Here is a 24,076-nt window from a genome sequence, read left to right on the forward strand (position 1 = left end):
GGCTACGAGGTCGGCGTGCTGGCGGCCGCATCCCGGCCGAGAGGATGGGCACCCACACGTTCATGTTCGACCAGATGGACGAGGCCTACGACGTCTTCGCCGACGCTACCGCCCACTCCGCCCTCGAGGTGGTCATCAAGCCGGCCTGAGGCGCCCATTACCTTGGCCACATGAGCGACGATTTCACGGCCACGCTGCCGCGCAAGCGGATGGGCGCGGGGGCCCTGCTGTCCGACGACCGGGGCCGGGTGCTGCTGGTCGAGCCGGCCTACAAGGACTCGTGGGAAGTTCCGGGTGGCGTCGTGGAGGCGGGCGAGTCGCCGTACGCGGCGGTGGTGCGCGAACTGGAGGAGGAGCTGGGCCTGGCCATCGAGCCGGGGCGGCTGCTGGCGACCGACTGGGTGCCACCGCGACCCGACCGGACCGAGGGCGTGATGCTGCTGTTCGACGGCGGCGTGCTCGCACCGGAGCAGGCGGCACGAATCCGGTTGCCGGCCGCCGAGCTGCGCAGCTGGGCGTGGTGCGACGAGCGGGCGGCGGGCGAACGGCTGCCGGAGCTGCTGGCCCGCCGGATCGTCGCGGCCCGGCGCGCCCGTGACGAGGGCACGGCGGCCTATCTGGAGAACGGCTACCCGGTCGCCTGATCGCGGCTGCGGACGCGCTCGGCGACGGCGTGGCCGAGTTCGGCCGTGGTGCCCTTGCCGTGCAGGTCGGGTGTCAGCGGGGCCTCCCCCGGGCCGTACGCCAGAACGTCCTCGATCGCGCCGAGCAGGTGCGCCGCGGCCTCGGGGTGGCCCAGGTGGTCGAGCATCATCGAGCCGCACCAGATCTGGCCGATCGGGTTGGCGATGCCCCGGCCCGCGATGTCGGGGGCCGAGCCGTGGACGGGCTCGAAGAGGCTGGGGTGGTCGCGTTCCGGGTTGATGTTGGCGCTGGGGGCAATGCCCAGCGTGCCGGTGCAGGCCGGGCCGAGGTCGGACAGGATGTCGCCGAACAGATTGCTCGCCACCACGACGTCGAACCGGTCGGGGTGCAGCACGAACAGGGCGACCAGGGCGTCGATGTGGAACTTGTCCACGCGTACGCCGGGGAACTGTTCCTGCATGGCCGCGACGCGCTCGTCCCAGTACGGCATCGTGATGGAGATGCCGTTGCTCTTGGTGGCCGACGTCAAGTGGTTCCGGGGGCGGCGGGCCGCCTGTTCGTAGGCGAAGCGGAGCACGCGGTCGACGCCGACGCGGGTCATCACCGTCTCCTGCAGCACGGTTTCGCGCTCGGTGCCCTCGAAGATGCGGCCGCCGATGCTCGAGTACTCGCCCTCGGTGTTCTCGCGCACGACCACGAAGTCGATGTCGCCGGCCTCCCGGCCCGCGAGCGGGCTGCGGACGCCGGGCATCAGGCGGCAGGGGCGCAGATTCACGTACTGGTCGAAGGTGCGCCGGAACTGCAGCAGGCTGCCCCACAGCGAGATGTGGTCGGGCACCACCTCGGGCCAGCCGACCGCTCCGAAGTAGATCGCGTCGTACGCCCGCAGCGTCTCTTCCCAGTCGGGCGGCAGCATCGTGCCGTGACGCTGCCAGTAATCGGCGCTGGCGAAGTCGAAGGTGTCGAACTCGAGCCCGATGCCGAAACGGCCGGCGGTCGCCTGCAAGGCTTCGATACCGGCCGGCACGACCTCTTTTCCGATGCCGTCACCGGGAATCACGGCGATGCGATGGTTCGTCACGGGGCCTCCCTCAAAGCGGCGAGTCCGCCCTGGGCGTCGGAGAGCGCGAGTTGCTCGGCGGCGGCGGAGTCGCCGGCGCGCAGGGCACGGACCAGAGCGCGGTGGCTGGTGTACCTCTCCATGCCGAACGTATCGTCCTCGGCCACCCTGCGCAGAAGTAGTTCCCGGCGGCGGGGGCGGCTGAACACGCGGCTCTGCTCGAGCATGCGGACGAGCACCGGGTTGTGCGCGCAGGCGCTCACGGAGTCGTTGAACTCGAGCATCGTGTCGAGCAGTTCGTGCAGATGTCGCTCAACGGGTTGTTCGTTCCGGCGGCGTTCCTTGAGCAGGATGAGCAGATCGTCCGCGCGGTCGAGGATCGTGTCGAGCGCGTCCAGCTGAGCCGCGGTGGCGTGCCGGGCCGCGAAGCGGGCGACCAGGCCGCGCAGGCCGACCTCGACCTCGGCCAGGTCGTCGATGGCGGCGTCGCGGATGGTGGCGACCAGGACCGTACGCGGGCCGATGCGCTCGATGAGGCCGTCGAGCTCCAGCCGGCGCAGGGCCTCGCGCACCGGGGTCGGGCTGATGGCCAGCCGCTCGGCGACGCCCCGCTCGGTCACCTTCTCGCCCGGGGCGAGTTCCCCGGTGGCGATGGCGGCGCGGAGGTGACCGTAGGCCTGGTCGGCAAGCGTCTCGGCTGCGGGCATGACGGCACTCTAACGCATGCCATCTTTAAGAAGCGATGCAACTGTTGACGTTTTTGCTATAGCAATTTAACGTGACGCCGGACACAGGAGGCGACATGGCCGAGGTGAGAAACCACCGGAAGATCACGTTCTTCATCGCTCTCGCGCTGTTCGCGCAGGAGTCGACCTGGAACTTCTACGACAACCAGGTGCCCGTGCTGCTGCGCGAGCACGTCACGAGCGCGGCGCTGGTCGGCGCGCTGATGGGCATGGACAACCTGCTCGGAATCTTCATCCAGCCCTGGATCGGCAACCGCTCCGACAACACCCGCACCCGGTGGGGCCGGCGGGTGCCGTATCTCGCGGTGGGCATGCCGCTGGCCGCGGTGCTCTTCGTCTTCCTGCCCTGGACCACCTCGGCCACCGTGCTGATCGCCGTGATGGTCGGCTACGCGCTGGTCGCCAACACCATGCGGCCGCTCGCCGAGTCGCTGGTGCCCGACTTCATCCCGCCCGAACGGCGCAGCCGGGCCAACGCCGTCGTGAAGATCGCGGCCGCCCTGACCATCATCGTCGCCTCGCTGATCAGCCTGCTCGTCGTCGACGACCATCCGCACGCGGCCTTCGCCATCCCGTCGGCGATCCTGCTGGTCGTCACGGTCGTCATGGTCGTGAAGGTGCGCGACAGCCGGTCCACGGGCTATCAGGAGGCGCTGGCTTCAGACGCAGCAGCCGGCCCGGGCGAGACTCGGGTGCCGCTGCGGCAGGTGGTCACAGACATCGTCGTCGACCGGGACCGTCGCCGCGTTCTGCTGCTGCTCACGGTCATGCTGTTCGGCGGGGCCTGGTTCGCGTCGCGGTCGCTCATCACGCCGTACGGAATGGAAGCGCTCGGCCTCACCCGGGGCGAAGCAGGCGGGTTGACGCTGCCCAGCGGCATCGCCTACGTCATCGCCGCCTACCCGGTCGCCCTGCTGGCCGAACGCTACGGCCGGCTGAAGACCATGGGCGTGGGCATGGCCGTCTTCGCCGCCGCGCTGGCCGCCGGATCGGTCGTGCAGACCGCCACCGCGACGGTCATCGTGTTCTGCGTCGCCGCCGTCGGCGCGGCCGCCTTCCTCATCAACGCGGCCGTCGTGCTGTGGAACCTGGCGCCGTCGAGCCGGGTGCTCGGCACCTACACCGGCCTGTACGCGGTCACCTGGTACCTCGGCGGTTTCGCCGGGCCCGCGCTGATCGGCGGCGTGGTCGACCTGGTCGGCTGGAACAGCATGCTGCTGGACATCGCCGTGCTGGCCGCCCTGGCCATCCTCGTCCTGGTGCGCCTGGGCCGCCTCCAGGCCCGCACCGAAGCCCCGATTCTGAAGTGAGGAGCACCCCGCTCACCGCCCTACGGGTTGCCGTTCGGCAGTGCGAGCCCGAAAAGCGCACGGAACTCCCGACTCCGAGATGAAGGACCGCATGCCGACCATTCTCATCACCACCGACTATCTGACGCCGGGCGACGAGGTGGACGCCTACCTCACCGGGCTGGGCTTCACGACCCGGCACGATCCGTTGCGGGGCAAGCGATCGGCGGCCGGCCTGATCGCGGCGCTCGACGGCGTGGAGGGCGCGCTGATCGCCAATGAGCCGATGACGGCGGAGGTGCTTCGCGGCGCGCCGTCGCTGCGCGCGATTGTGCGTACGGGCGTGGGATACGACTCGGTCGACGTCGGGGCGGCGGCCGCTCTGGGCATCAGCGTCAGCAACCTGCCGGGCATCAACGCCAACGCGGTCGCCGAGTACACGATCGGGCTGCTGCTCGTGCAGGCCCGGAATCTGGTGGGGCTGGCCACCGGGGTCGCCGGGGGTGGGTGGCCTCGGGGCGACGGCTTCGAATTGCGGGGCAAGACACTGGGTGTCATCGGCCGGGGCGCGGTCGCCCAGCGGGTGCGTCCGCTGGCCGAGGCCCTCGGTATGACCGTCATCCAAGAACCATGGGATGAGCTGCTGCGCGAATCCGACTTCGTCACCATCCACACCGCCCTCACCGAGAAGACCCGCCATCTGATCGACGCCGCGGCCCTGGCCCGGATGAAACCGACCGCCCACCTCATCAACACCGCTCGCGGGGCGATCGTCGACGAGGCCGCGCTGGCCGAGGCCGTCCGAACGGGACAGATCGCCGGCGCCGCCCTCGACGTTGTGGACAACGAGCCGTTGCCCGCCGACAGCGTGCTGCGCGGGATCGACACCATCACTGTCTTTTCCCACATGGCCGGCCAGACGGCCGAGGCCCGCCGCGACGCCGGACTGCTCGGCGCCCGGGAACTGGTGGCCGCACTCGCCGGCAAGCCGAACCACCCCGTCCCAAGCCCGAGCGAGACGAGACGTCTCGTCTCGGCCGGCGGCGAGACGGACCGTCTCGTCTCGCAGACAGCGCAGTACAACAGCGTGGAGGGTGCATGAACGCCGACGTCATCGTGGTGGGGGCCGGCCTGGCCGGGCTCGTTGCCACGGCCGAACTGGCGGCTGCGGGGCGATCGGTTCTGCTGGTCGACCAGGAGCCGGAGCAGAGCCTGGGCGGGCAGGCGTTCTGGTCGTTCGGGGGGCTGTTCCTGGTGGATTCGCCCGAGCAGCGGCGCATGGGCATCCGCGACTCGCAGGAGCTGGCCTGGCAGGACTGGCTGGGCAACGCGGGCTTCGACCGGCCCGAGGACGAGTGGCCGCGACGCTGGGCCGAGGCCTACGTCGACTGGGCGGCCGGCGGGAAACGGGCGTGGCTGCGGGAGAAAGGCATCAAGCTCTTCCCGATCGTGGGCTGGGCCGAGCGCAGCAACAACTCGGTGCCGCGCTTCCACATCACCTGGGGCACGGGGCCCGGCGTCCTCGAACCGTTCATCGCGGCCGCCCTCGCGAGCGACCGCGTCACCATCGCGCACCGCCATCGGGTCGATTCGCTCATCACCAGCGGCGGCGTGGTCACCGGTGTCGCCGGGCGGGTGCTCGAGCCGAGCGACGCCGCCCGGGGGCAGGCGAGTTCGCGGCGCGAGGCCGGGGAGTTCACGTTCACGGCTCAGGCGGTCGTCGTGACCTCCGGCGGGATCGGGGGCAACCATGACCTCGTACGCCGCCATTGGCCCGCTCGTCTCGGGACGCCGCCCGAGCACATGATCAGCGGTGTGCCGGCCCATGTGGACGGGCGGATGCTCGGCATCGTCACAGACGCCGGCGGGACCGTCATCAACCCGGACCGGATGTGGCACTACGTCGAGGGCATCGAGAACTGGGACCCGATCTGGGAGCGGCACGGCATCCGCATCCTGCCCGGCCCGTCGTCGCTGTGGCTGGACGCGCTCGGCCGGCGCCTGCCGGCGCCGCTCTATCCGGGCTTCGACACTCTCGGCACCCTGGCCCACCTGCGCACGACCGGCCACGACCACAGCTGGTTCCTCCTCACACAGCGGATCATCGAGAAGGAGTTCGCGCTCTCCGGCTCCGAGCAGAACCCGGACCTGACCGGGCGCAGCGTGCGCCAGGTGCTCGGCCGCATCCGGGCCGGGGCGCCCGCGCCGGTGGAGGCGTTCAAGCGCAACGGCGCCGACTTCGTGGTCGCCGATGACCTGGACGAGCTGGTCAAGGGCATGAACGCGGTGACCGCCGAACCGCTGCTCGACCCGTCGGACGTGCGGCGGACGGTCGAGGCCCGCGACCGTGAGCTGAACAACGGCTTCGGCAAGGATCTGCAGGTCGCAGCCATCCGCAACTTCCGCAACTACCGCGGTGACCGTTTGATGCGCACTGTCGCGCCGCATCGGCTGCTCGACCGGGCGGCCGGGCCGCTCATCGCCGTACGGCTGCATGTGCTGACCCGGAAATCCTTGGGCGGCCTGCACACCGACCTGGACGGTCGTGTTCTGAACACCGACGGCCAACCGGTGCCCGGGTTGTACGCGGCGGGCGAAGCGGCCGGGTTCGGGGGCGGCGGCATGCACGGTTATCGCGCACTTGAGGGCACTTTTCTCGGCGGCTGTCTGTTTTCCGGCCGTCAGGTCGCACGCGCGCTCAGCTCGCTCACGAAATGAGGACATCGATGGAAGTACGCGTACTCACGCCGACCGGCATGCTCGGGGCGGGCTTCCCGCCCGAGACCGTCACGCGGGGGCTGGAACTGGGCGCCGACGTCATCGCGGTCGACGGCGGCTCCACCGATTCCGGGCCGCACTACCTGGGCTCGGGCACCGCCAAGACGGCCGCCGCGGCCGTCGCCCAGGATCTGCGCCTGCTGCTGCGCGCGGCCGCGAACGCCCGGATCCCGCTGATCGTCGGCTCGTGCGGCACCAGCGGCACCGACTCCGGCGTGGACTGGGTGGCCGGCATCGCCCGCGAGATCCTCGCTGCCGAGGGCCTCGACCTGCGCATCGCCGTCATCTACAGCGAACAGCAGGCGGCCGGCCTCGATATCGAGCGGATCCGACCGCTGCCGCCGTCCGGCCCGCTCGACCCGGCGACCCTGGAGAGCTGCACCCACATCGTCGGCATGATGGGCCACGAGCCGATCGTCGCCGCGCTCGAGGGCGGCGCCGACGTGGTGCTGGCCGGGCGGGCCACCGACACCGCCATCGCGGCCGCCCTCCCACTGATGAAGGGCCTGCCGCCCGGCCCGGTCTGGCACGCGGCGAAAATCGTCGAGTGCGGCGGCCAGTGCACGACCAACCCGCGCGCCGGCGGGGTGCTGGCCACCATCGACCAGGACGGCTTCACGATCGAGCCGCTCGACCCGGGCAACTCCTGCACGCCGTACACGGTGGCCGCGCACATGCTCTACGAGACGGTGAACCCGCACTCGATGCGGGAGCCGGCCGGCACCATCGTCGTGTCGGACGCGACCTACACCGCGCTCGACGACCGGCGCGTCCGGGTGGAAGGGTCCCGCTTCGAGCCGGCCGCCCAGCACACCATCAAGCTGGAGGGCGCGCGGATCACCGGGTACGAGACGATGTCGTTCACCGCGATCCGCGACCCGCACATCCTCGGACAGATCGACACGTGGGCGGCGTTGCTGCGCAAGATGATCGGCGAGTGGGTGGCCCGCACGCTCGGGCTGGGCGACGGCGACTACGACTTCGACCTGCGGCTGTACGGCTACGACGCGATCCTCGACGACATCGAGCCCGACCGCAGCCCGCCCAAGGAGGTCGGCGTGATGCTGCTCGTGCACGCGGCCGACCAGCAGACCGCGACCGCGGTGGCCAAGGTGGTCAACCCGCTCATGCTGCACCTGCCCACGCCGGACATGAACTACCTGCCCAGTCTGGCCTTCCCGACCTCGCCGGCCGAGACCGAGCGCGGCCCGGCCTACGAGTTCGTGCTCAACCACGCCGTCGACGTGGACTCCCCCACCGCCCTGTTCCGCATCCATCGGCTGGAGGCCACCGATGCCTGAGACCCGCACGATCGCCGACCTGGCGCTGGAGGTCCGCTCCAAGAACGCCGGACCGTTCTGGGTGACGATGGAGGTGTTCCTGCGCGACCGGGCCGGCTACGACCGGATCGCCTTCCTGGACGCCCCGGTTGTGGCCCGCCTCTACGGCGTCGACCCGGCCACCATTCAGATCTTCCGCATCCCGGCCCTCAACGTCGTGAAGATCTCGTTCCCGCGTCCGGTCTCCCAGGGCAGCCTTCGCGACCGCGACATCCACGCCGGCCAGCACCACGTGCCCCTGGCACAGCTGCCGGTCAGTGCCTGACGGCCTGCGCGCCACCTGGTGGCGCGCAGGCCGCTGGAACCTGTCAGTCGTCGGCGTTCTTGGCGAGCACCTTGAAGGCCCCGTCGAGCTCGACGTTCCATTCGGTGTTGTCGGCCGCCCGCACCTCGACCTCGTAAGCGACACCCTGATCGTCGCTCTTCTCGGCATCCAGGACGGTGCCACCGCCGACAGCGTCCAGCGCAGCCTTCTCGGCCGACGTCCGCTCGGCGTCAGGCAGAGCGGCGTCACCGGTATCGGCTGCCTCGGCCTGCTGGGTGAGCACCTTGAGGTCCTTGTCGAGCGTCACGTCGACCTCGCTGCCGTCCTGCTTGCGCACCTCGACCTCGTACGCCTCGCCCTGGTCGTCACTGGCCTCGACGTCGAGGACGGTTCCGCCCCCGACCGCCTGGACGGCCGCGTTGCCCACCCGGTCGCGATCGCTGCCGCTGACATCCGGGCCCGCGTTGGCCGCGGTGGCCCACACGCCACCGCCCACGGCGAGAGCGGCGACGGCCGCGGTGGTGACAATGACGCGCTTGCTACGGAGTTTCGTTGTGTTCATGCCCCAGAGCTTGCGGGAGGCTCGCTGAAGCCAGCCTGAAAGCGCACGGTGAATCGAGCGCCGCCCAACGCCGAACGGGTGACGGCCACGGTCCCGCCGTGCGCGGTCACGATTTCCCGGACGATGGCCAGGCCGAGCCCGCTGCCACCGGCGTCGGCGGCCCGGGCCTCGTCCAGCCGCACGAACCGGTCGAAGACCCGCTCCCACTGGTCCTCGGGAATGCCCGGGCCGTCGTCGTCGACGGTGAGCTCGACCGTGCCGCCGCTCTGCCGGACGCCGACGGCCATGGTGGCGGCGGCGTGCCGGGCGGCGTTGTCGGTGAGGTTGCGGACCACCTGAGCCAGGGCGGAGGCGTCCCCACGAATCCGGCCGGGTCCCACGGCCTTGGTGTCGACGGCGAGTCCCGTACGGCTGACCCGCCGCGCCTCGGCCAGTGCCAGGTCGTCGAGGTCGACGTCGTGGCGCACGCGGCCGCTCCCACCGTCGTCGGCCCGGGTGAGCAGCAGCAACTGGTCGACCAGCCGCTGCAGGCGGGCCGACTCCTCCAGCACCGTCCCGGCCAGCTCACCCTCGGGCAGGGCGGCCGGATGGGCCTGGGCGACCTCGGCCACCTGCCGGATGCTCGCCACCGGGGACCGCAGCTCGTGGGAGGCGTCGGCCACGAAGGCGCGCTGCCGGTCGCGGGAATCCTCCAGCCGTACCAGCATCTGGTTCATGGTTCGGGCCAGCCGTCCGATCTCGTCGCGGGACTCCGGCTCGGGCACCCGGCGGTCGAGCCGGTCCGCCGTGATTTCCTCCACCTCGCGCCGGATGCGCTCCACCGGGGCCAGCGCCCGCGACGCCACCACCCAGGTCACCCCACCCACCAGCAGGACGAGGAGCGGCAGCCCGACGGCCAGCGGGGTGATCAGGGCGTCGGTCGATTCGTCGACGTCCTCGAGCGAGACGGCGACCGAGACCCGGTAGCCGTCCTCGTTCTCGGTGACCACGAGGTACTGGTCGTCGGCGCCGGGCAGGCGCACCCGGTCGGCGGCACTGTCCGGAAGCGGGACGCCGGACCGTTGGACGGCGCCGTCGGGCGACGTGAGCTGCCACAGGAGGTCGTCGTCCGGTGGCGGCCGCTCAGCCTGCTGCAGGATCGCCGAGGCCCGCTGCTCAGCCGTCGCCTCCAACCCGTCCCGCAGCGATCCACGCACCATCAGCACCAGGGCGAAGGCCCCCACGAGCAGGGCGGCCGACACGACCAGAACGGCAGCGACCGTCGTACGCCATCGGACGTCAGCCACCGTTGTCGCCGCCCAGCCGGTAACCCGCGCCGCGCAACGTCTCGATCGAATCCCGGCCGATCTTGTTCCGCAGGTGCCGGATGTAGACCTCGACGATGTTCGGGTCGCCCTCGAAGTCGGCATCCCACACCCCGTCCAGGATCTGCCGCTTCGACACCACATCCCCCGGATGCCGGGCCAGGAAGGCGAGCAACGAGAACTCGCGGGTGGTCAGCTCGACCTCGGCACCGCCCCGCCACACTCGCCGCGCGGCCGGATCGAGCCGCAGATCCCCCACCACCAACTCGGTCGGACGTTCCCGCGCGCCCCGCCGGCTCACCGCCCGCAGCCGGGCCACCAGCACCGGGAACGAGCAAGGCTTGGTCAGATAATCGTCGGCGCCGGTATCGAGCCCCTCCACCTGATCCCACTCGCCGTCCTTGGCCGTGAGCATGAGAATCGGCGTCCAGTCCCGCTCCGCCCGCAGCGTCGCACACACCTGATATCCGTTGAGACCAGGCAACATCAGGTCAAGAACAATGGCGTCGTACGAGTTCTCGCGCGCGAACCACAACCCGTCCACCCCGTTGTGGGCGACGTCGACCGCGAACCCCTCCGCCTCGAGCCCGATCCGCAACGACCGGGCCAGCCGCTGCTCGTCATCAACGACGAGGACGCGCATCAACACACCTCCAGAAAACGGCCGATCCACCATCCTCCCGCAACCACCCTGAACGCCGCCTGAACACGCCCGCCGAGCCCCACCGGCCGACGCTCGCCGGACTGCTGACACCAAGGACTCGGTGCTTCCCCATCTCTGCCCTTGGAGTCGTGTCGGGCGCCTACGCAGACCACGACGGCTGACCTCGGCCGTTCCGTGGCACTCGCCTCGGGGGCCGTCAGCCGCGGCGCTCTCAGCCCGGCTTCAGCGCCTTTCTCCCCGGTGACAGCGTCTCCCCTGCCCGTTCCGCAGCGCCTGGCTTTCGAATGACAGCGCCCACGCGGGCGGTGTTACTGCGTCTTGCTGTCCGGCGGGCGAAACCGCTCACCCCAGTGACAGCGCCCCCCAACAAGCTCCCTTTGCCGGCCCACAACGCGCCCTGCAGCGTTTCCTGCTTGGCGACGATGCTCATGCTTCTCGGCTCGGCCATCACCTTCGACACCACCCGTACAGCATCCTAGGAACCTAGTTCATTTGCGTTGGCTTCGCCGCCGCGTGCAGCGCGGTGGCAGCGCATGGTGAGCGGAGGCCGGCGTATGGCGGGTGCTGGGCGCCGGCTGCCGCGTGTCGGGGGTGCCGGGCGTCACGCAGCGCACCGTCGGTGGCGCGCGCCGCTTGACCGGCGGCGCTGCATAGCGGGCGTCGGCTGCCCCCTGCCGGGTGCTGGGCCAGCTGCCGCGTGCCGTGTGGCGGGGTGCCACGCAACGCGCGTTCGGTGGCGGCCGGTGGGTGTCGGCTGCCGGGTACTGGGGGCCGCGCGCCACGTGCGGGGCGCCATGCAGCGCGCGCTCGGCGGTCGCATCGCAGGTGCCGGCTGCCCGCTACAGGCTGCTGGGGCGCGTGCCGGACACCACGCAGCGCGCTCGGCGGCCGAGTGGCGGCCGCGGCAGGGCGGGTGCTGGCCGCCCGCTGCCGGGGGCCGCGTGCCGGGCTCCACGCGGCTCCGTGCCGGTGCCGGCCGCCACGCGGCGCGGGGTGGGCAGCGGAATGGCAACCGCCGCACGGCGGGTGTCGGCTGCCGGCTGCTGGAGCCGCGCGCCGCGTGCGGGGCGCCACGCAGCTCGGTGCCGGGCATCACGTGGCGCGCGGCGCGTGGCTGGGTGCTCCGCTTGGCGGTGGCGAGAGGCGATGGCTCTGCGGCCTACCGTCTTCGCGATCGACGGCTCTGGCACGCCGTGACTTCGATCAGCAGCGAGCACTCAAACCGCGTCGTCAAGCGTTGCTTCCGGTCCCGCGTCCTCGACAGCTACTGGGCACGCGAGCCGACACTCCCCGTCCCGTCGCCTTCCGTTGGGGTCCGACGCCGGACACGGGCGGCGGAGCAGGCCTATGCGTCACGACGGTGCAGGAGCAGGGCGCCGAGTGCCAGGGCGCCGGCCGACCACGCCGCCACGACGCCGAGTGCTGACCACGGGCCCAGGGGCAGTATCGCGTTGTCGACCGTTGTGGTGAGAGCCTGGACGGCTGTTGCCGGGGTCGTGCGGTACAGGATCCGTTGCCAGTCGGGGTCGGGGAGCATGCGCAGGAGCATGGGCATCAGATAGAGCAGAGACAAAACTATGCCCATGGCCGCGGCCGAACTGCGCACGACGGCGGCCACGCCGAGGCCGAGCAGACCGATCAGGATCAGGTGCAGTACGGATCCGAAGGCGGCCCGAATCAGTCCGCTGTCCGGGCTCAGGCCGAGCACCGCGACGCCCACGCCAAGCACGGCCGCCGGAGTCACCAGTGCGGTGAGTAGAGCCGCCTTGGCTGCGAGCACGTCAAGCCGGCGCGGGACTGCGAGCAGAGTCATCCGGATCAGTCCACTGCCGTACTCGGTGGCCAAGATCTGCACGCCCGCCGCGGCCACCGCGGCCTGGCCGAGGCGGACACCCAACAGCCGCAACTGCACCGGGTCGACCGAGCTGCTGCCGAGCGCCAAGCCTCCGGCAATGAGCAGTACCGCCAGCGCCAGCGGCACTGCCAAGCCGGCTCCTCCGGTGAGCAGCTTGGCCCACTCAGCCCGCCACGCCGCCCTCACGCCGCGCTCCACGGCAGCCGCCGAACTGCCACCACAGCGCGCCCCGCCGGCCACGACGCCACAGCACGCCCCGCCAAACGCCACGCCGCCCTCCGCCGCAACCACGAGGCCACCAGCACAGCGCGTCCCGTCAAACAGCGGGCCGCCCTCACGCTGCGCTCCGGCGTAGCCGCCAGGTCGCGGCGGCCACGGCAGCCAGTGCCCACAAAGCCAGCACAGTCAGACCCGCCCAGGGCGGCAGCGGGAAGTAGCCGTCAGCCACCGTCTGCGGGCGGGACAGCTGCGGGTAGGCGGCGACGCTCTGCTGGATGGCGAACGCGGCGGCCGGGGTCAGGCGCAGCAGCCAGGCGCCCACGTCGGCGGGCAGCACCGAGGTCACGGCCAGGATCGGAGGCGCGACCAGCAGGGCGGTCACCGCCAGGACGGCGGGCACGGCCCGGCGCAGCAGGGAACCCACGCCGTACGCGAAAACGCCGGCCAGGGCCAGCAACACTGCCGTGCCGAGGGCGACCCGCAGCATGGTCGGCCACGACACGGACAGGATGACCACGGCGTTCGCCCGCAGCATCCGGGTCGCCACCGGCAGCGTCACCCCGACCGCCACCAGGCCGGCCGCCAGCGACACCGCGCCCACCACCGCGGCCTTGGCCGCCGATACCCGTGCGGGGTGCGGCATCGCGGCCAGCGTCGTGCTGATCATCCGGTGCCGGAACTCGGTCGTCCCGCACAGCACCGCCACCACGATCAGCGGCAGCAGTCCGGCGAACACCCCGGTCAGCACCCGCTCGACCGCCATGCCACCCTCGGTGTCGAGGCCGATCTCGCCCGCGCCGGCCACCGTGATCACGCCGCCGGCCTCGGTGTGGCCCGGCGGATGGGTCTGCTCCCAGGTGGTGCGGTAGTCCGAGTAGCCGACCAGGCTGCTGGTCCACCCGCCGGCCGGGCTGATCCGGGAGAACTGGGCAGTTGCCTGAGTCCAGCGGGCTTGCACGGCATGGCCGCCCTGCGGGTTCTCCTCGACGGTCAATCCGTTCGGCGACGTCACGAACAGGCCGATCTGCACGGTGGGGGGCAGGTCGTCCAGGCGTACGGTCTCGATCTTCTGCCAGGTTGCGCCGTCGGCCGACGCGTACCCGGTGATGTCGTCGCCGTCGCGGGTGAGGCGCAGCCAGGCCTCCCGCACCGGCAGCGAGGCCTTGTCGTGGGTGAAACCCGATTGCATGCGTACGCCGTGAGAACCCGTCACCAGCACGGCCGCGTAATCCGCGCCGGGTTCCGTCCCGTCCTTGACCATCAGGCCGGCCTTGGCCCACGGCACCACGCCGCGCACGATCTCGTCGTGGCCGGGCGGCGGATACGTGATGGTGCCGTCGAGGTGGCCGACCTTGGCGGTGATCGACCCGTCGCCGTCCAGGGCCCGGTGCACGAACGTGAACCGGTCGGACACCGAACGGCCGGACGAATCGGTCGGCGGCGCCGGACAGTCGACCTCGCGGGTGCCTTCCATGCACGACATCGTGACGCTGGTCGCGGCCAGGCAGCCCAGCCCGATGACGATGAGCGCGGCCGCCGCGAGGCCCGCGGCCCACCCGCGTACGGTGCGGAATTTCAGCCATTCGGCCCGCAGGATCATCGGATGCCCCCGACGCCCGCGGTGAGCTCCAGATAGGCCGCCTCGAGCGACGCGTACTCGCCGATCAGGTCGTCCACGCCGGCGTCGGCGATCACCCGTCCTTGAGCGACCACGATCACATGCGCCGCCATGTCCTGCAATTCGCTCATCAGGTGACTGGAAACGAGCACCGAACGGCCATCCTCGGCCAATCCGCGCAACAAATCGCGCATCCAGACGATGCCGGCCGGGTCGAGCCCGTTGAACGGCTCGTCGAGCAGCAGGACGGGCGGGTCGCCGAGCAACGCGGCAGCGACCCCGAGCCGCTGCCGCATGCCCAGCGAGTAGCCGCCGGCCGCCCGCCGCCCGGCCGCGGCCAGACCGGCCTGGGACAGCACCTCGTCGACCCGGCTGTCCGGCAGGTCCTGCGAGCGGGCCAGCCAGCGCAGGTGGTTGCGGCCACTGCGGGACGGGTGCAGCGCGTGCGGGTCGAGCAGCGCACCGCTGTGCCTCATCGGGCATGGGAGCTCGGCGTAGCGGTGGCCGCCGAGGGTCGCGGTCCCGGCGTCGGGCCGGTCCAATCCGACGATCATGCGCAGCGTGGTGGACTTGCCCGCGCCGTTGGGCCCGACGAAGCCGGTGACGTGGCCGGGCCGGACGACGAACGTCATCCCGTCCAGGGCGACCGACGGTCCGAACCGCTTGCGCAATCCGTTCACTTCGATGGTGGTCATGCCGCGAAGTTCTACGCAGCAACGCCTAACCCGGGCGCGACGGAAGCTGTCATACCGCTGTCACGTCCGGCCGGGCATGCTGTGCGGATGGGCGTCCGGCTGCGTTTCACCCTCCTGTACGGCGTGCTGTTCCTGGTCTCGGGGGCCGGGCTGCTGGCGATCGTCGCGGCCTTCTCCGTACGGGCGTCGCGCCCCGCCGGCGAGCCGCTGGACCCGGCGGCGTTGCAACAGATCGATGCGGCCGCCCAGGCACACAACCGGCAACTGGCGGTCGGCGTGGGAGTGGCCCTGCTCTTCATGTTCCTGACGTCGCTGCTCCTCGGCCGGGCCGCCGCGGGCCGGGTGCTGCGGCCGCTGCGCACCATCACGGCCGCCACCCGCCGCATCAGCGCCGACAACCTGCACTCGCGGCTGGCCGTGACCGGCCCGGCCGACGAGGTCAAGGACCTGGCCGACACCATCGACGACCTGCTGGGCCGCTTGGAGGAGTCGTTCGCGGCCCAGCGCCGCTTCGTGGCCGACGCCTCCCACGAGCTGCGCACGCCCCTGGCCACGATGCGCGCCGCGGTCGACGTGGCCTCGGCCAAGCCGGCGCCGCCACCCGAGGTGGTGCGGCTGAGCGGCCGCGTACGCACCGAACTCGACCAGTTGGAGCGGCTGCTCGAGGGCCTGCTGGTGCTGGCCCGCACCCAGCACGGTGCCCTCGACGGCCGCACGCCGATGGCGGTGCGCTCGCTGATCCCACCCGGGACGCCGGTCGAGGGCGACGACTTCCTCACCGTCGGCAACCCGGTGCTGCTGGCCCGGATGGTCTCCAACGTGGTCGACAACGCCACCCGCCACAGCCGTCCCGGCGGCTGGATGCGGGTGACCCTCTCCCCCGGCGCGCTGCTCATCGAGAACGACGGCCCGCTCCTCGACCCCGGCGAGGTGGCAACGCTGGGCCGCCCGTTCCGACGCCTCGGAGTGTCCCGCACCGGCGGTGCCGGGACAGGGCTCGGCCTGGCGATAGCCTCCGCGGTGGCGTCGGCGCACGGCGGCTCCCTGAGCTTGCAGCCCCGCCCGACCGGCGGGCTCCGGGTGGAGATCCGCCTGCCGCCCAGCAGCCAGCCACCAAAGAACGGCAGCCCATCACCCCAACGGAACAGCAGATCCCCGGCCGGCGCGGCGGAACAGCAAGACAGCGGCCCGCGCACCCAACACGACAGCAAATCCCCAGCCGACGCGACGGAACAGCAGCACAGCGGACCACGCGCCCAACAGGACAGCAGATCCCCGGCCGGCGCTACGGAACAGCAGCACAGCGGACCGCTGGACGCGAAAGCGGATGGTGAGCGGGAGGCTGACCGGTGAGGGTGCTGGTGGTGGAGGACGCGGTCGCCCTCGCCGAAGTGGTGGCCGAAGGGCTGCGGGACCAGGGGATGGCGGTCGACGTGGCGCTCGACGGCCTGACCGCCGCGGCGAAGCTCGACGTCAACGCGTACGACGTGGTCGTTCTGGACCGTGACCTGCCCGGCCTGAGCGGCGACACACTCTGCGAGATGATCACCAGGCGGTCCGAGCGGGCGATGGTGCTCATGCTGACCGCCGCCGGCTCGGCCGACGACCGCGTGCGCGGTCTGACGCTCGGCGCCGACGATTATCTCGCCAAGCCCTTCCACTTTCCCGAGCTGGTGCTGCGCGTGCGCTCCCTGGCCCGCCGCCGCCCCGCCGCGACACCCCGCACGCTCATCGTCGGCGACCTCGAGCTCGACCCCATCCGCCGCACCGCCACCCGTCGCGGCGCGGGCTTGAACCTGTCGGTGAAGGAGTTCGCCGTGCTCGAGGCGCTGATGCGGGCCGCGCCCGGCTACCTGAGCAGCGAGGCCCTGCTGGAGCAGGTCTGGGACGAGAACGCCGACCCGTTCACCAACACGGTCACCGTGACCGTCGGACGCCTGCGCCGCAAACTGGGCGACCCCGCAGCCATCGTCACCCTGCCCAGCGTCGGCTACCGCATCGACGGGCGGCACTGACACCGGCGTCCGCCATCCGCATTACATCGATGTTTCCGAATGGTTGACAACGCTGTCAGCGGTCACGCAATCTGGGAGCGCTCCCAAACCATCGGACCAGAGGTGATCTCATGAGCAAGCGAAGAAGTTGGCTGGGTGGGCTGGCCGCTGCGGTTGTCGTGGCCGGGCTGGCGCTGGCCGCCACCGGCCAGCCCGCGGCCGCGGCGACCGGGATCAAGGTCAGCGGCACACAGATCCTCGAAGGCAACGGCAATCCGTTCGTCATGCGCGGGGTCAACCACGCGCACACCTGGTACGCCGATCGGTTCTCGTCGCTGGCTGACATCAAGGCGATGGGTGCCAACACCGTTCGCGTCGTGCTCAGCACCGGGGACCGATGGACCAGGAACGACGCCGCCGACGTCAGCCGGGTGATCGCCGAGTGCAAGCGGTTGCGGCTGATCTGCGTACTCGAAGCCCATGACACCACCGGGTACGGCGAGGACGCGGCGGCCACCACTCTCGCGCGGGCGGCCGACTACTGGATCAGCATCAAGAGCGCGCTGGACGGGCAGGAGAACTACGTCGTCCTGAACATCGGCAACGAGCCCTACGGCAACACCAACGCCAGCGGCTGGATCGCCGACACCAAGAGCGCCATCAGCCGGCTGCGGGCGGCCGGCTTCGCGCACGCGCTGATGGTGGACGCGCCCAACTGGGGGCAGGACTGGCAGTTCATCATGCGCGACAACGCCGCCTCCGTGCTCGCGTCCGACCCCCAGCGCAACACGATCTTCAGCATCCACATGTACGGGGTCTTCGACACCGCGGCCGAGATCACCGACTACATCGGACGGTTCCAGAGCGCGGGGCTGCCGCTCGTGGTCGGCGAGTTCGGCCACAACCACTCCGACGGCAACCCGGACGAGGACGCCATCCTGGCCACCGCCCAGGCCCGCGGCATCGGCTATCTCGGCTGGTCGTGGAGCGGGAACGGCGGCGGCGTCGAATACCTCGACATGGTGACCGGGTTCAACCCGGCCGCGCTGACCTCGTGGGGCACCCGGCTCTTCAACGGCGCGAACGGCATCAAGGCCACCGCCCGCGAGGCCACCATCTACGGCGGGACGACCCCGACCACCCCGCCGACCACGCCACCCACCACGCCGCCGACGACACCGCCCACCACCCCTCCCCCGACGGGCGGCTGTACGGCCACGTACGCGGTGACCGGCTCGTGGGGCAGCGGCTTCCAGGGCGCGGTGACAGTCACCGCGGGCGCGGCCGCGATCCGCGGCTGGACCGTCACCTGGACGTGGCCGAGCGGCCAGCAGTTCAGCAACACCTGGAACGCGACGGTCACCACCGCGGGCAGCGCTGTTACTGCGCGGAACATGTCGTACAACGGCAGCCTCGCGGCCGGCGCCGCCGCCTCGTGGGGATTCACCGCCTCCACCACCGGGACCAACACCGCCCCGGCCGTCAGCTGCGCCGCCGCCTGACCGTTGGCGCCGGGCTCCCGGGTACGCATGAAAATGGGAGCCCGGCGCACATGCGCACCAGCTCCCACTTAAAGTTATAGCGGAGTGCCCGTCTTGCGGCAAGACCCCCGGTTTCGCGCACAATCTCCCCGAAGCCGAGGGGGAAGACGAACCATGACCAGCTACATCCTTGATCTGACCGAGATCCGCCCGACCGACGTCGCGCTCGCCGGCGGCAAGGGCGCCAATCTGGGGGAACTGACGCGGATCGACGGTGTCCGGGTGCCGCCCGGGTTCTGCGTGACGACCGAGGCCTTCGAGCGGGTCGTCGCGGACACACCGTCGGTCGGCGCCCTGCTCGACACATTGAGCCAGCAGATCGATGACCAGCAAGCGATCCAGGCCGTCGGCGCCGGACTCCGCGACGCCGTGCGGGCCGCCGTCCTGCCCGACGGGTTGGCCGCGGCCGTCATGCGACGGCTGGACGAGCGGTCCACGTACGCCGTCCGGTCCAGCGCGACCGCGGAGGACCTGCCCACGGCCTCGTTCGCCGGCCAGCACGACACGTACCTCAATGTGCCCGGCCCGGACGTGCTCGATCACCTCCGGCGGTGCTGGGCCTCGCTGTTCACCGACCGGGCCATCAGCTATCGCCGGCACAACAGCGTCGACCACCGCCGGGTCCGGATGGCCGTCGTCGTGCAGCGCCTGGTGAACCCGCGGGCGTCCGGCATCCTGTTCACGGCCGACCCGGTCACCTCCGACCGTACGGTCAGCTCGGTCGACGCCGGGTTCGGTGTCGGTGAGGCGCTGGTGTCGGGCCTGGTGAACCCGGACGTCTACCGGGTCCGCGACGACACGATCGTGGCACGCACGGTCGCCGCCAAGCGCATCGCGATGCATGCCGTGGCGGGTGGCGGAATCGAGGAACGGGCGGTCGAGCCGGAGCGCCAGGAGCAGGCCGCTCTGACCGATGGTGAGGTTCTTGACCTCGTACGGCTGGGAAGGCGCATCGAAGCTCACTTCGGCCGCCCCCAGGACATCGAGTGGTGCTGGGACGACGACGGGTTCGCGATCGTGCAGAGCCGCCCGATCACCACCCTGTTTCCCGTTCCCGGGACCGGCGACGACGAGAACCACGTGTACGTCTCGGTCGGCCATCAGCAGATGATGACCGACCCGATGAAGCCGCTCGGGCTGTCGTTCTGGCAGATGACCACGCCGCGGCCGATGGCCGTGGCCGGCGGCCGGCTGTTCGTGGACGTCACCGAAATCCTGGCCCGGCCCTCGAGCCGGGACAACCTGATCAATGCCCTGGGCACGTCGGATCCGCTGATCGGCGGCGCCCTGCGCAGCATCGTCGCCCGCGAGGGCTTCCTGCCGGACCGCCCGGACGAGGGCAAGGCGGCCTGGGTGCCGCCCGGCAGCGGGGCCGAGACGATCGCGACCGATCCGGCCGTCGTCACCGAGCTGATCGAGCTGGCCGAGCAGTCGCTGGCGGTCCTCAAGCGCGACATCAGCCCCCTCGAAGGGGCGGCGCTGCTCGACTTCATCCGGGCCGACCTGCCGATCCTGCGCAAGACGCTGCAGGAGCCGCGCAGCATGCAGGTGATCATGGCCGGCATGGCCGCGGCCACGTGGCTGAACGAGCACATGCGGGAGTGGCTCGGCGAAACGAACGCGGCCGACACGCTCACCCAGTCCGTGCCCCACAACATCACCTCGGAGATGGGGCTGGCGCTGCTGGACGTCGCGGACGCCGTTCGCCCGTACCCCGAGGCCGTGGCCCTTCTGGAACGCGTTGAGGGCGACGACTTCCTCGACGAGTTGCCCGCCCCGGCCCGGGACGCCGTCCGGGGTTTCCTCGACGTGTACGGCATGCGCTGCGCCGGCGAGATCGACATCACCCGGCCCCGGTGGAGTGAGCGCCCGTCGACCCTGGTGCCGCTGATCCTGGGCAACGTCCGGAACTTCGAGCCCGGCGCTCACGAGCGGCTCTTCGCGCAGGGCCGTCGTCAGGCGCTCGACAAGGAGCGGGAACTCCTGGCGCGCCTGGATGAGAAACAAGCCGAAGAGACCAAACGGATGATCGACCGCGTACGAACCTTCAGCGGCTACCGGGAGTACCCGAAGTACCACATGATCGCCCGCTACTTCGTCTACAAGCAGGCCCTGCTGGCCGAGGCCGATCGGCTGGTGGCGGCGGGCGTGCTCGCCGACCGGGAGGACATCTTCCACCTGAGCTTCGACGAACTGTCCGACGTGGACAGCGCGAAGCCTCTGATCGGCGAGCGCAAGCAGGCGTACGAGTCCTATCTGGCCCTCACGCCGCCGCGGGTCTTCACGTCGGACGGCGAGGTCGTCACCGGCGCGTACGGCCGTGACGACCTGCCTCCGGGCGCGCTGGCCGGACTGGGAGTCTCGGCCGGCGCCGTCGAGGGGCGGGCGCGCGTCGTCCGGGACATGGCCGAGGCCGACCTGGGACCCGGCGACATCCTGGTCACCGCGTACACCGATCCCAGCTGGACCCCGGTGTTCGTCACGATCGCGGGACTGGTGACCGAGGTCGGCGGCCTGATGACCCACGGCGCGGTGATCGCCCGCGAGTACGGCCTGCCCGCCGTCGTCGGCGTCGAGCAGGCCACCCGGCTGATCGCGGACGGGCAGCGGATCCGGGTGCACGGCACCGGCGGATTCGTCGAGATTCTGCGCTAGACGAGGGTTTTCCCCATTACGTACACGTACGCGGCCTACGACCGCACCTACAAGGGCCTCCCGGTCAAGGGCGGCGACTTCGTGGTGGTCACCGACGACGCCGGGCAGACCCGGTACACGTCGGTCGCGCAGAGCAGCCCGAGCGCCGAGGGCATCAGCCGCCTGACCGTCGACGTGGACGCGGCGACCGGCGCCGTGCTGGCCACCCAGGAGCACGTCACCGGGGACCCGGCACGGGCGCCGGCTGGATCAACGGCTCGGTCCCGCTCAACACCACCCAGTCCGGCACCACCTATTCGCTCAAGGACCCGGCGGTCACGAACTTGAGCTGTCAGGACGCCTCGACCCGGGCGACGTTCAGCAGTTCCGACAACGTGTGGGGCAACGGGAACGGCACCAGCAAGGAGACGGGCTGCGTGGACGCGCTCTACGTCGCCCAGAAGCAGCACGCGATGCTCTCGTCGTGGCTGGGCCGCAACGGCGCCAACGGCAGCGGCGGCGCCTGGCCGATCCGCGTCGGGCTCAACCAGCAGAGCGCGTACTACGACGGCACGCAGGTGCAGATCGGCAAGAACACCGCCGGACGCTGGATCTCGTCGCTCGACGTGGTCGGCCACGAACTCGGCCACGGCATCGACGACCGGACCCCGGGCGGCATCTCGAAGGGGCGGCATGAAGATCATGTACAACGCGATGCTGCTGAAGACCTCCAGCTCCTCGTACGCGAAGTACCGGGTGCGGACGCTGCAGGCGGCCAAGAACCTGACCCGGGCAGCTGCACCCAGTTCAACGCGGTCAAGGCCGCCCGGAACACGGTCAGCCTGCCGGCTCAGTCCGGCGAGCCCACCTGCTAGTCCGTCAGCCCACTGCTTCTCCCGCTCCAAGACCGGCCCGGGCCGGCGCGTCCCCCGACGCGCCGGCCCGGTCCCGCGTTCAGCCGGCGATACCGGTGGCAAGCAGATGGCAGCTGGCGGCGGCAAGGTCCCGCTCGGCGCTGTAGAGACGGGCGAGCTGCAATGCAGCGTCGAAGACCACTGAGGCCGAAGGGCCATGGCGGGCCGCCTCGGCCGCGGACCAGGCCGGGCCCTCGACACCGTGCAGCGCCACATCGGCCAGGCCGGCCTCCGCGCACTCGGCGAGAAGCTCGGGCACCCGGTGAAAGTACGCGTGGGTGAAGCCACCGCCGACGATGTTGTTGCCATCGCTGATCAACCGCCGCGACTCGGCGAGCATGCGATCGTCGAACCGGGCGGTGGACGCGAAGTCCACCGGCCCGGCGAACCGCGAGATCGCCGCCACGACAACCGGACCACCCCGGCGGGTCACCCGGATCGCCTCCCGGATCGCCCGCACCCGGTCGGCCCGGTCCTGCAGGTGGTAGACCGGCCCGAGCAGCAGGGTCGCGTCCCACGCCCCGTCCAGCTCGGGCAGATCCCGGGCGTCGCCGACAGCCGCGTCGATCGCCGGTGTCCCGGCCCGCGCTTGAGCGACATGAGCGGGTACGAGATCGATCAGCCGCACCTGATGGCCGTCCGCCATCAACTCACGGGCGTACGCGCCGGGCCCACCGCCGACATCGAGCACCCGGGCCGGCGCCGCCGGAAGCAGCTCGCGGAGCAGCTCGAGAGTGCGGGTCCGCTCCAGCCGGGCCTGCGGGCGCCCGTCCAGCCGCCCGGCCTCGGAGTACCTGTCCTCGTAGAAGGTGACGATCTCGGTCGTCGGCTCGCTCATTCCGGCATCCTCCGACGCCGGGCCGCGGCGGGGCCAACGGTTTACGGTGGCGCCTTCCCTAGTCGATGCGCAACCGGTCTCTTGACTAGTAGTCATGCGCACGGCATGCTGTGCGTCGCGCCGGTGGTCGGCGCGGAGGAGGAACCATGACCGACAGCGTGCCCGCCGATGTCGTCCCTCCGCCGTCGACGCCGGCCCGCGACTTCGACGGCTTGTACAAGGCGCTGCTGGAGGCCCACCCGCGCGACGCGCTGCACCTGCTGTGCGGCGCACGACTCGACGGCCGGGCTGTGGTCCTCGACGGGCCGACCGAGCAGCCGCGGCAACGCAGCCGCCAACGCGACAAGGTGTTCCTGGTGCGCCACAACAACGGCGTGCCCGCTGACATTTACCACGTCGAGGTCCAGGTCCAGCGCACCGACGACTTCCAGGAGCGGATGGTGGCCTACTGGGCGGCCCTGGCGCTCAAGTACCGCCGCGCGGATCACCGCATCCACCAAGTGGTGCTCTGGCCGCTGGGCGGAGGGTATCCGGGCCGTTTCGAGCGTGATCAGGCCCGCCTCGATTACCGGTCGGTCAGCGTTCCCGACGACCTGGACCCCGGCATGCTCCTGGCCAGCCCTCTGGCGCCACTCGCGTTGTGGTCACTGAACCCGCCCCACGACCTGGCGGAGCGGGTCGCCGATCGGATCGCCGCGACCAGCGCGCTCGAGGAACAGCTGGTCCAGATCGAGCTCGGTATGCTCGTGGGAGGGTCACTGGCGGTCCAGGTTCTCGAAGCACTGCGAAGGAGAGGCATGAACGAGGTTCTCGAGCAAACCGAGTCGGGCCGCGAGATCGCCCGCCGAAACCGGGAGCAGGGCCTGGAGCAAGGCCTGGAGCGGGGCCACATCGACGGGATGCGCGCACTCCTGCGGGCCCGATACGGCGAGCTGGCCGACCTGGACGACCTTGCCCGGCGACTGGCCGCCAGCGACCACGACGGGAACATCGCACGCATCGTCGCCGGCGCGACCCTGGCGGAGCTGCGTGCCTGAGCGGGTGCCTGGGGCGCCGCCAGATCGGTGTCGGGTACAGCAGGCTGTACCGAGAAGAGGGTAGTCAGCCGGATCGAT

General features: G+C 71.1%; 22 protein-coding genes. 13 read left to right on the forward strand and 9 right to left on the reverse strand.

From position 1 onward, the window contains the following. Positions 1 to 170: 170 nt before the first annotated feature. Positions 171 to 644, forward strand: a complete 474-nt coding sequence (locus KXC43_RS07655) for an NUDIX domain-containing protein (protein WP_255643700.1) — start codon at positions 171 to 173, stop codon at positions 642 to 644. Here KXC43_RS07655 and KXC43_RS07660 read toward each other — a convergent pair. Both KXC43_RS07660 and KXC43_RS07665 read right to left on the reverse strand, forming a co-directional pair. After that, positions 629 to 1,726, reverse strand: a complete 1,098-nt coding sequence (locus KXC43_RS07660) for a tartrate dehydrogenase (RefSeq protein ID WP_221375260.1) — start codon at positions 1,724 to 1,726, stop codon at positions 629 to 631. The two genes, KXC43_RS07655 and KXC43_RS07660, sit on opposite strands and share 16 nt — an antisense overlap. Continuing rightward, complete coding sequence (locus tag KXC43_RS07665; RefSeq protein ID WP_221375261.1) at positions 1,723 to 2,412, reverse strand: GntR family transcriptional regulator; 690 nt, start codon at positions 2,410 to 2,412, stop codon at positions 1,723 to 1,725. The genes KXC43_RS07660 and KXC43_RS07665 overlap by 4 nt, the downstream gene beginning before the upstream one ends. A 95-nt stretch (positions 2,413 to 2,507) precedes the next feature. On the opposite strand from KXC43_RS07665, the gene KXC43_RS07670 reads away from it, so the two are divergent. The 5 genes from KXC43_RS07670 to KXC43_RS07690 all read left to right on the forward strand — a co-directional run bounded on the left by KXC43_RS07670 (position 2,508) and on the right by KXC43_RS07690 (position 8,123). Continuing rightward, complete coding sequence (locus KXC43_RS07670; RefSeq protein ID WP_221375262.1) at positions 2,508 to 3,761, forward strand: MFS transporter; 1,254 nt, start codon at positions 2,508 to 2,510, stop codon at positions 3,759 to 3,761. Between the two features lie 91 nt (positions 3,762 to 3,852). Beyond that, positions 3,853 to 4,842 (forward strand): NAD(P)-dependent oxidoreductase, encoded by a 990-nt coding sequence (locus tag KXC43_RS07675; RefSeq protein WP_221375263.1) that lies wholly within the window; start codon positions 3,853 to 3,855, stop codon positions 4,840 to 4,842. Beyond that, complete coding sequence (locus tag KXC43_RS07680; RefSeq protein ID WP_221375264.1) at positions 4,839 to 6,458, forward strand: FAD-binding dehydrogenase; 1,620 nt, start codon at positions 4,839 to 4,841, stop codon at positions 6,456 to 6,458. Before KXC43_RS07675 ends, KXC43_RS07680 begins: the two co-directional genes overlap by 4 nt. A gap of 8 nt (positions 6,459 to 6,466) precedes the next feature. Beyond that, positions 6,467 to 7,819, forward strand: a complete 1,353-nt coding sequence (locus KXC43_RS07685; protein ID WP_221375265.1) for an acyclic terpene utilization AtuA family protein — start codon at positions 6,467 to 6,469, stop codon at positions 7,817 to 7,819. Then, the gene (locus tag KXC43_RS07690; RefSeq protein ID WP_221375266.1) at positions 7,812 to 8,123 is read left to right on the forward strand and encodes a DUF4387 domain-containing protein; all 312 of its coding nucleotides are present in this window, start codon (positions 7,812 to 7,814) and stop codon (positions 8,121 to 8,123) included. The genes KXC43_RS07685 and KXC43_RS07690 overlap by 8 nt, the downstream gene beginning before the upstream one ends. Before the next feature lie 43 nt (positions 8,124 to 8,166). On the opposite strand, the gene KXC43_RS07695 is transcribed toward KXC43_RS07690, so the two are convergent. From KXC43_RS07695 to KXC43_RS07720, 6 genes are all read right to left on the reverse strand, one after another. Next, the gene (locus tag KXC43_RS07695) at positions 8,167 to 8,685 is read right to left on the reverse strand and encodes a PepSY domain-containing protein (RefSeq protein WP_221375267.1); all 519 of its coding nucleotides are present in this window, start codon (positions 8,683 to 8,685) and stop codon (positions 8,167 to 8,169) included. Further along, entirely contained in the window at positions 8,682 to 9,971 is a 1,290-nt protein-coding gene (locus KXC43_RS07700) for a sensor histidine kinase (RefSeq protein WP_221375268.1), read from the reverse strand. Before KXC43_RS07700 ends, KXC43_RS07695 begins: the two co-directional genes overlap by 4 nt. Beyond that, a complete protein-coding gene (locus KXC43_RS07705; RefSeq protein ID WP_221375269.1) occupies positions 9,964 to 10,632 on the reverse strand; it encodes a response regulator transcription factor in 669 nt (222 codons plus the stop codon). The genes KXC43_RS07700 and KXC43_RS07705 overlap by 8 nt, the downstream gene beginning before the upstream one ends. A gap of 1,366 nt (positions 10,633 to 11,998) precedes the next feature. Further along, the gene (locus KXC43_RS07710; RefSeq protein ID WP_221375270.1) at positions 11,999 to 12,694 is read right to left on the reverse strand and encodes an ABC transporter permease; all 696 of its coding nucleotides are present in this window, start codon (positions 12,692 to 12,694) and stop codon (positions 11,999 to 12,001) included. Between the two features lie 148 nt (positions 12,695 to 12,842). Further along, complete coding sequence (locus KXC43_RS07715) at positions 12,843 to 14,327, reverse strand: DUF1349 domain-containing protein (RefSeq protein ID WP_221375271.1); 1,485 nt, start codon at positions 14,325 to 14,327, stop codon at positions 12,843 to 12,845. After that, positions 14,324 to 15,040: an ABC transporter ATP-binding protein gene (locus KXC43_RS07720; protein ID WP_221375272.1), complete on the reverse strand. Its 717-nt coding sequence runs from the start codon at positions 15,038 to 15,040 to the stop codon at positions 14,324 to 14,326. The genes KXC43_RS07715 and KXC43_RS07720 overlap by 4 nt, the downstream gene beginning before the upstream one ends. A gap of 87 nt (positions 15,041 to 15,127) precedes the next feature. On the opposite strand from KXC43_RS07720, the gene KXC43_RS07725 reads away from it, so the two are divergent. The 6 genes from KXC43_RS07725 to KXC43_RS07745 all read left to right on the forward strand — a co-directional run bounded on the left by KXC43_RS07725 (position 15,128) and on the right by KXC43_RS07745 (position 22,084). Further along, entirely contained in the window at positions 15,128 to 16,393 is a 1,266-nt protein-coding gene (locus tag KXC43_RS07725) for a sensor histidine kinase (protein WP_221375273.1), read from the forward strand. Next, a complete protein-coding gene (locus tag KXC43_RS07730) occupies positions 16,390 to 17,055 on the forward strand; it encodes a response regulator transcription factor (protein WP_221375274.1) in 666 nt (221 codons plus the stop codon). Before KXC43_RS07725 ends, KXC43_RS07730 begins: the two co-directional genes overlap by 4 nt. Before the next feature lie 110 nt (positions 17,056 to 17,165). Further along, entirely contained in the window at positions 17,166 to 18,536 is a 1,371-nt protein-coding gene (locus KXC43_RS07735) for a cellulase family glycosylhydrolase (protein ID WP_221375275.1), read from the forward strand. Between the two features lie 153 nt (positions 18,537 to 18,689). After that, positions 18,690 to 21,230 carry a rifamycin-inactivating phosphotransferase gene (gene rph / locus KXC43_RS07740; RefSeq protein ID WP_221375276.1) on the forward strand — a complete coding sequence of 847 codons (2,541 nt, stop codon included), beginning with the start codon at positions 18,690 to 18,692 and terminating at the stop codon, positions 21,228 to 21,230. 15 nt (positions 21,231 to 21,245) lie between these two features. Continuing rightward, entirely contained in the window at positions 21,246 to 21,557 is a 312-nt protein-coding gene (locus tag KXC43_RS50600) for a hypothetical protein (protein ID WP_308129013.1), read from the forward strand. Beyond that, positions 21,479 to 22,084 (forward strand): hypothetical protein, encoded by a 606-nt coding sequence (locus KXC43_RS07745; protein ID WP_308129014.1) that lies wholly within the window; start codon positions 21,479 to 21,481, stop codon positions 22,082 to 22,084. Before KXC43_RS50600 ends, KXC43_RS07745 begins: the two co-directional genes overlap by 79 nt. Positions 22,085 to 22,163: 79 nt before the next feature. Here the strand turns inward: KXC43_RS07745 and KXC43_RS07750 are convergent, their stop codons facing one another. Continuing rightward, positions 22,164 to 22,961 (reverse strand): class I SAM-dependent methyltransferase, encoded by a 798-nt coding sequence (locus tag KXC43_RS07750; RefSeq protein WP_221375277.1) that lies wholly within the window; start codon positions 22,959 to 22,961, stop codon positions 22,164 to 22,166. 146 nt (positions 22,962 to 23,107) lie between these two features. On the opposite strand from KXC43_RS07750, the gene KXC43_RS07755 reads away from it, so the two are divergent. Beyond that, positions 23,108 to 23,998, forward strand: a complete 891-nt coding sequence (locus tag KXC43_RS07755; RefSeq protein WP_221375278.1) for an RpnC/YadD family protein — start codon at positions 23,108 to 23,110, stop codon at positions 23,996 to 23,998. Positions 23,999 to 24,076: the final 78 nt, after the last annotated feature.

It is taken from the genome of Paractinoplanes polyasparticus (genome assembly GCF_019710575.1).
Taxonomy (GTDB): domain Bacteria; phylum Actinomycetota; class Actinomycetes; order Mycobacteriales; family Micromonosporaceae; genus Actinoplanes; species Actinoplanes polyasparticus.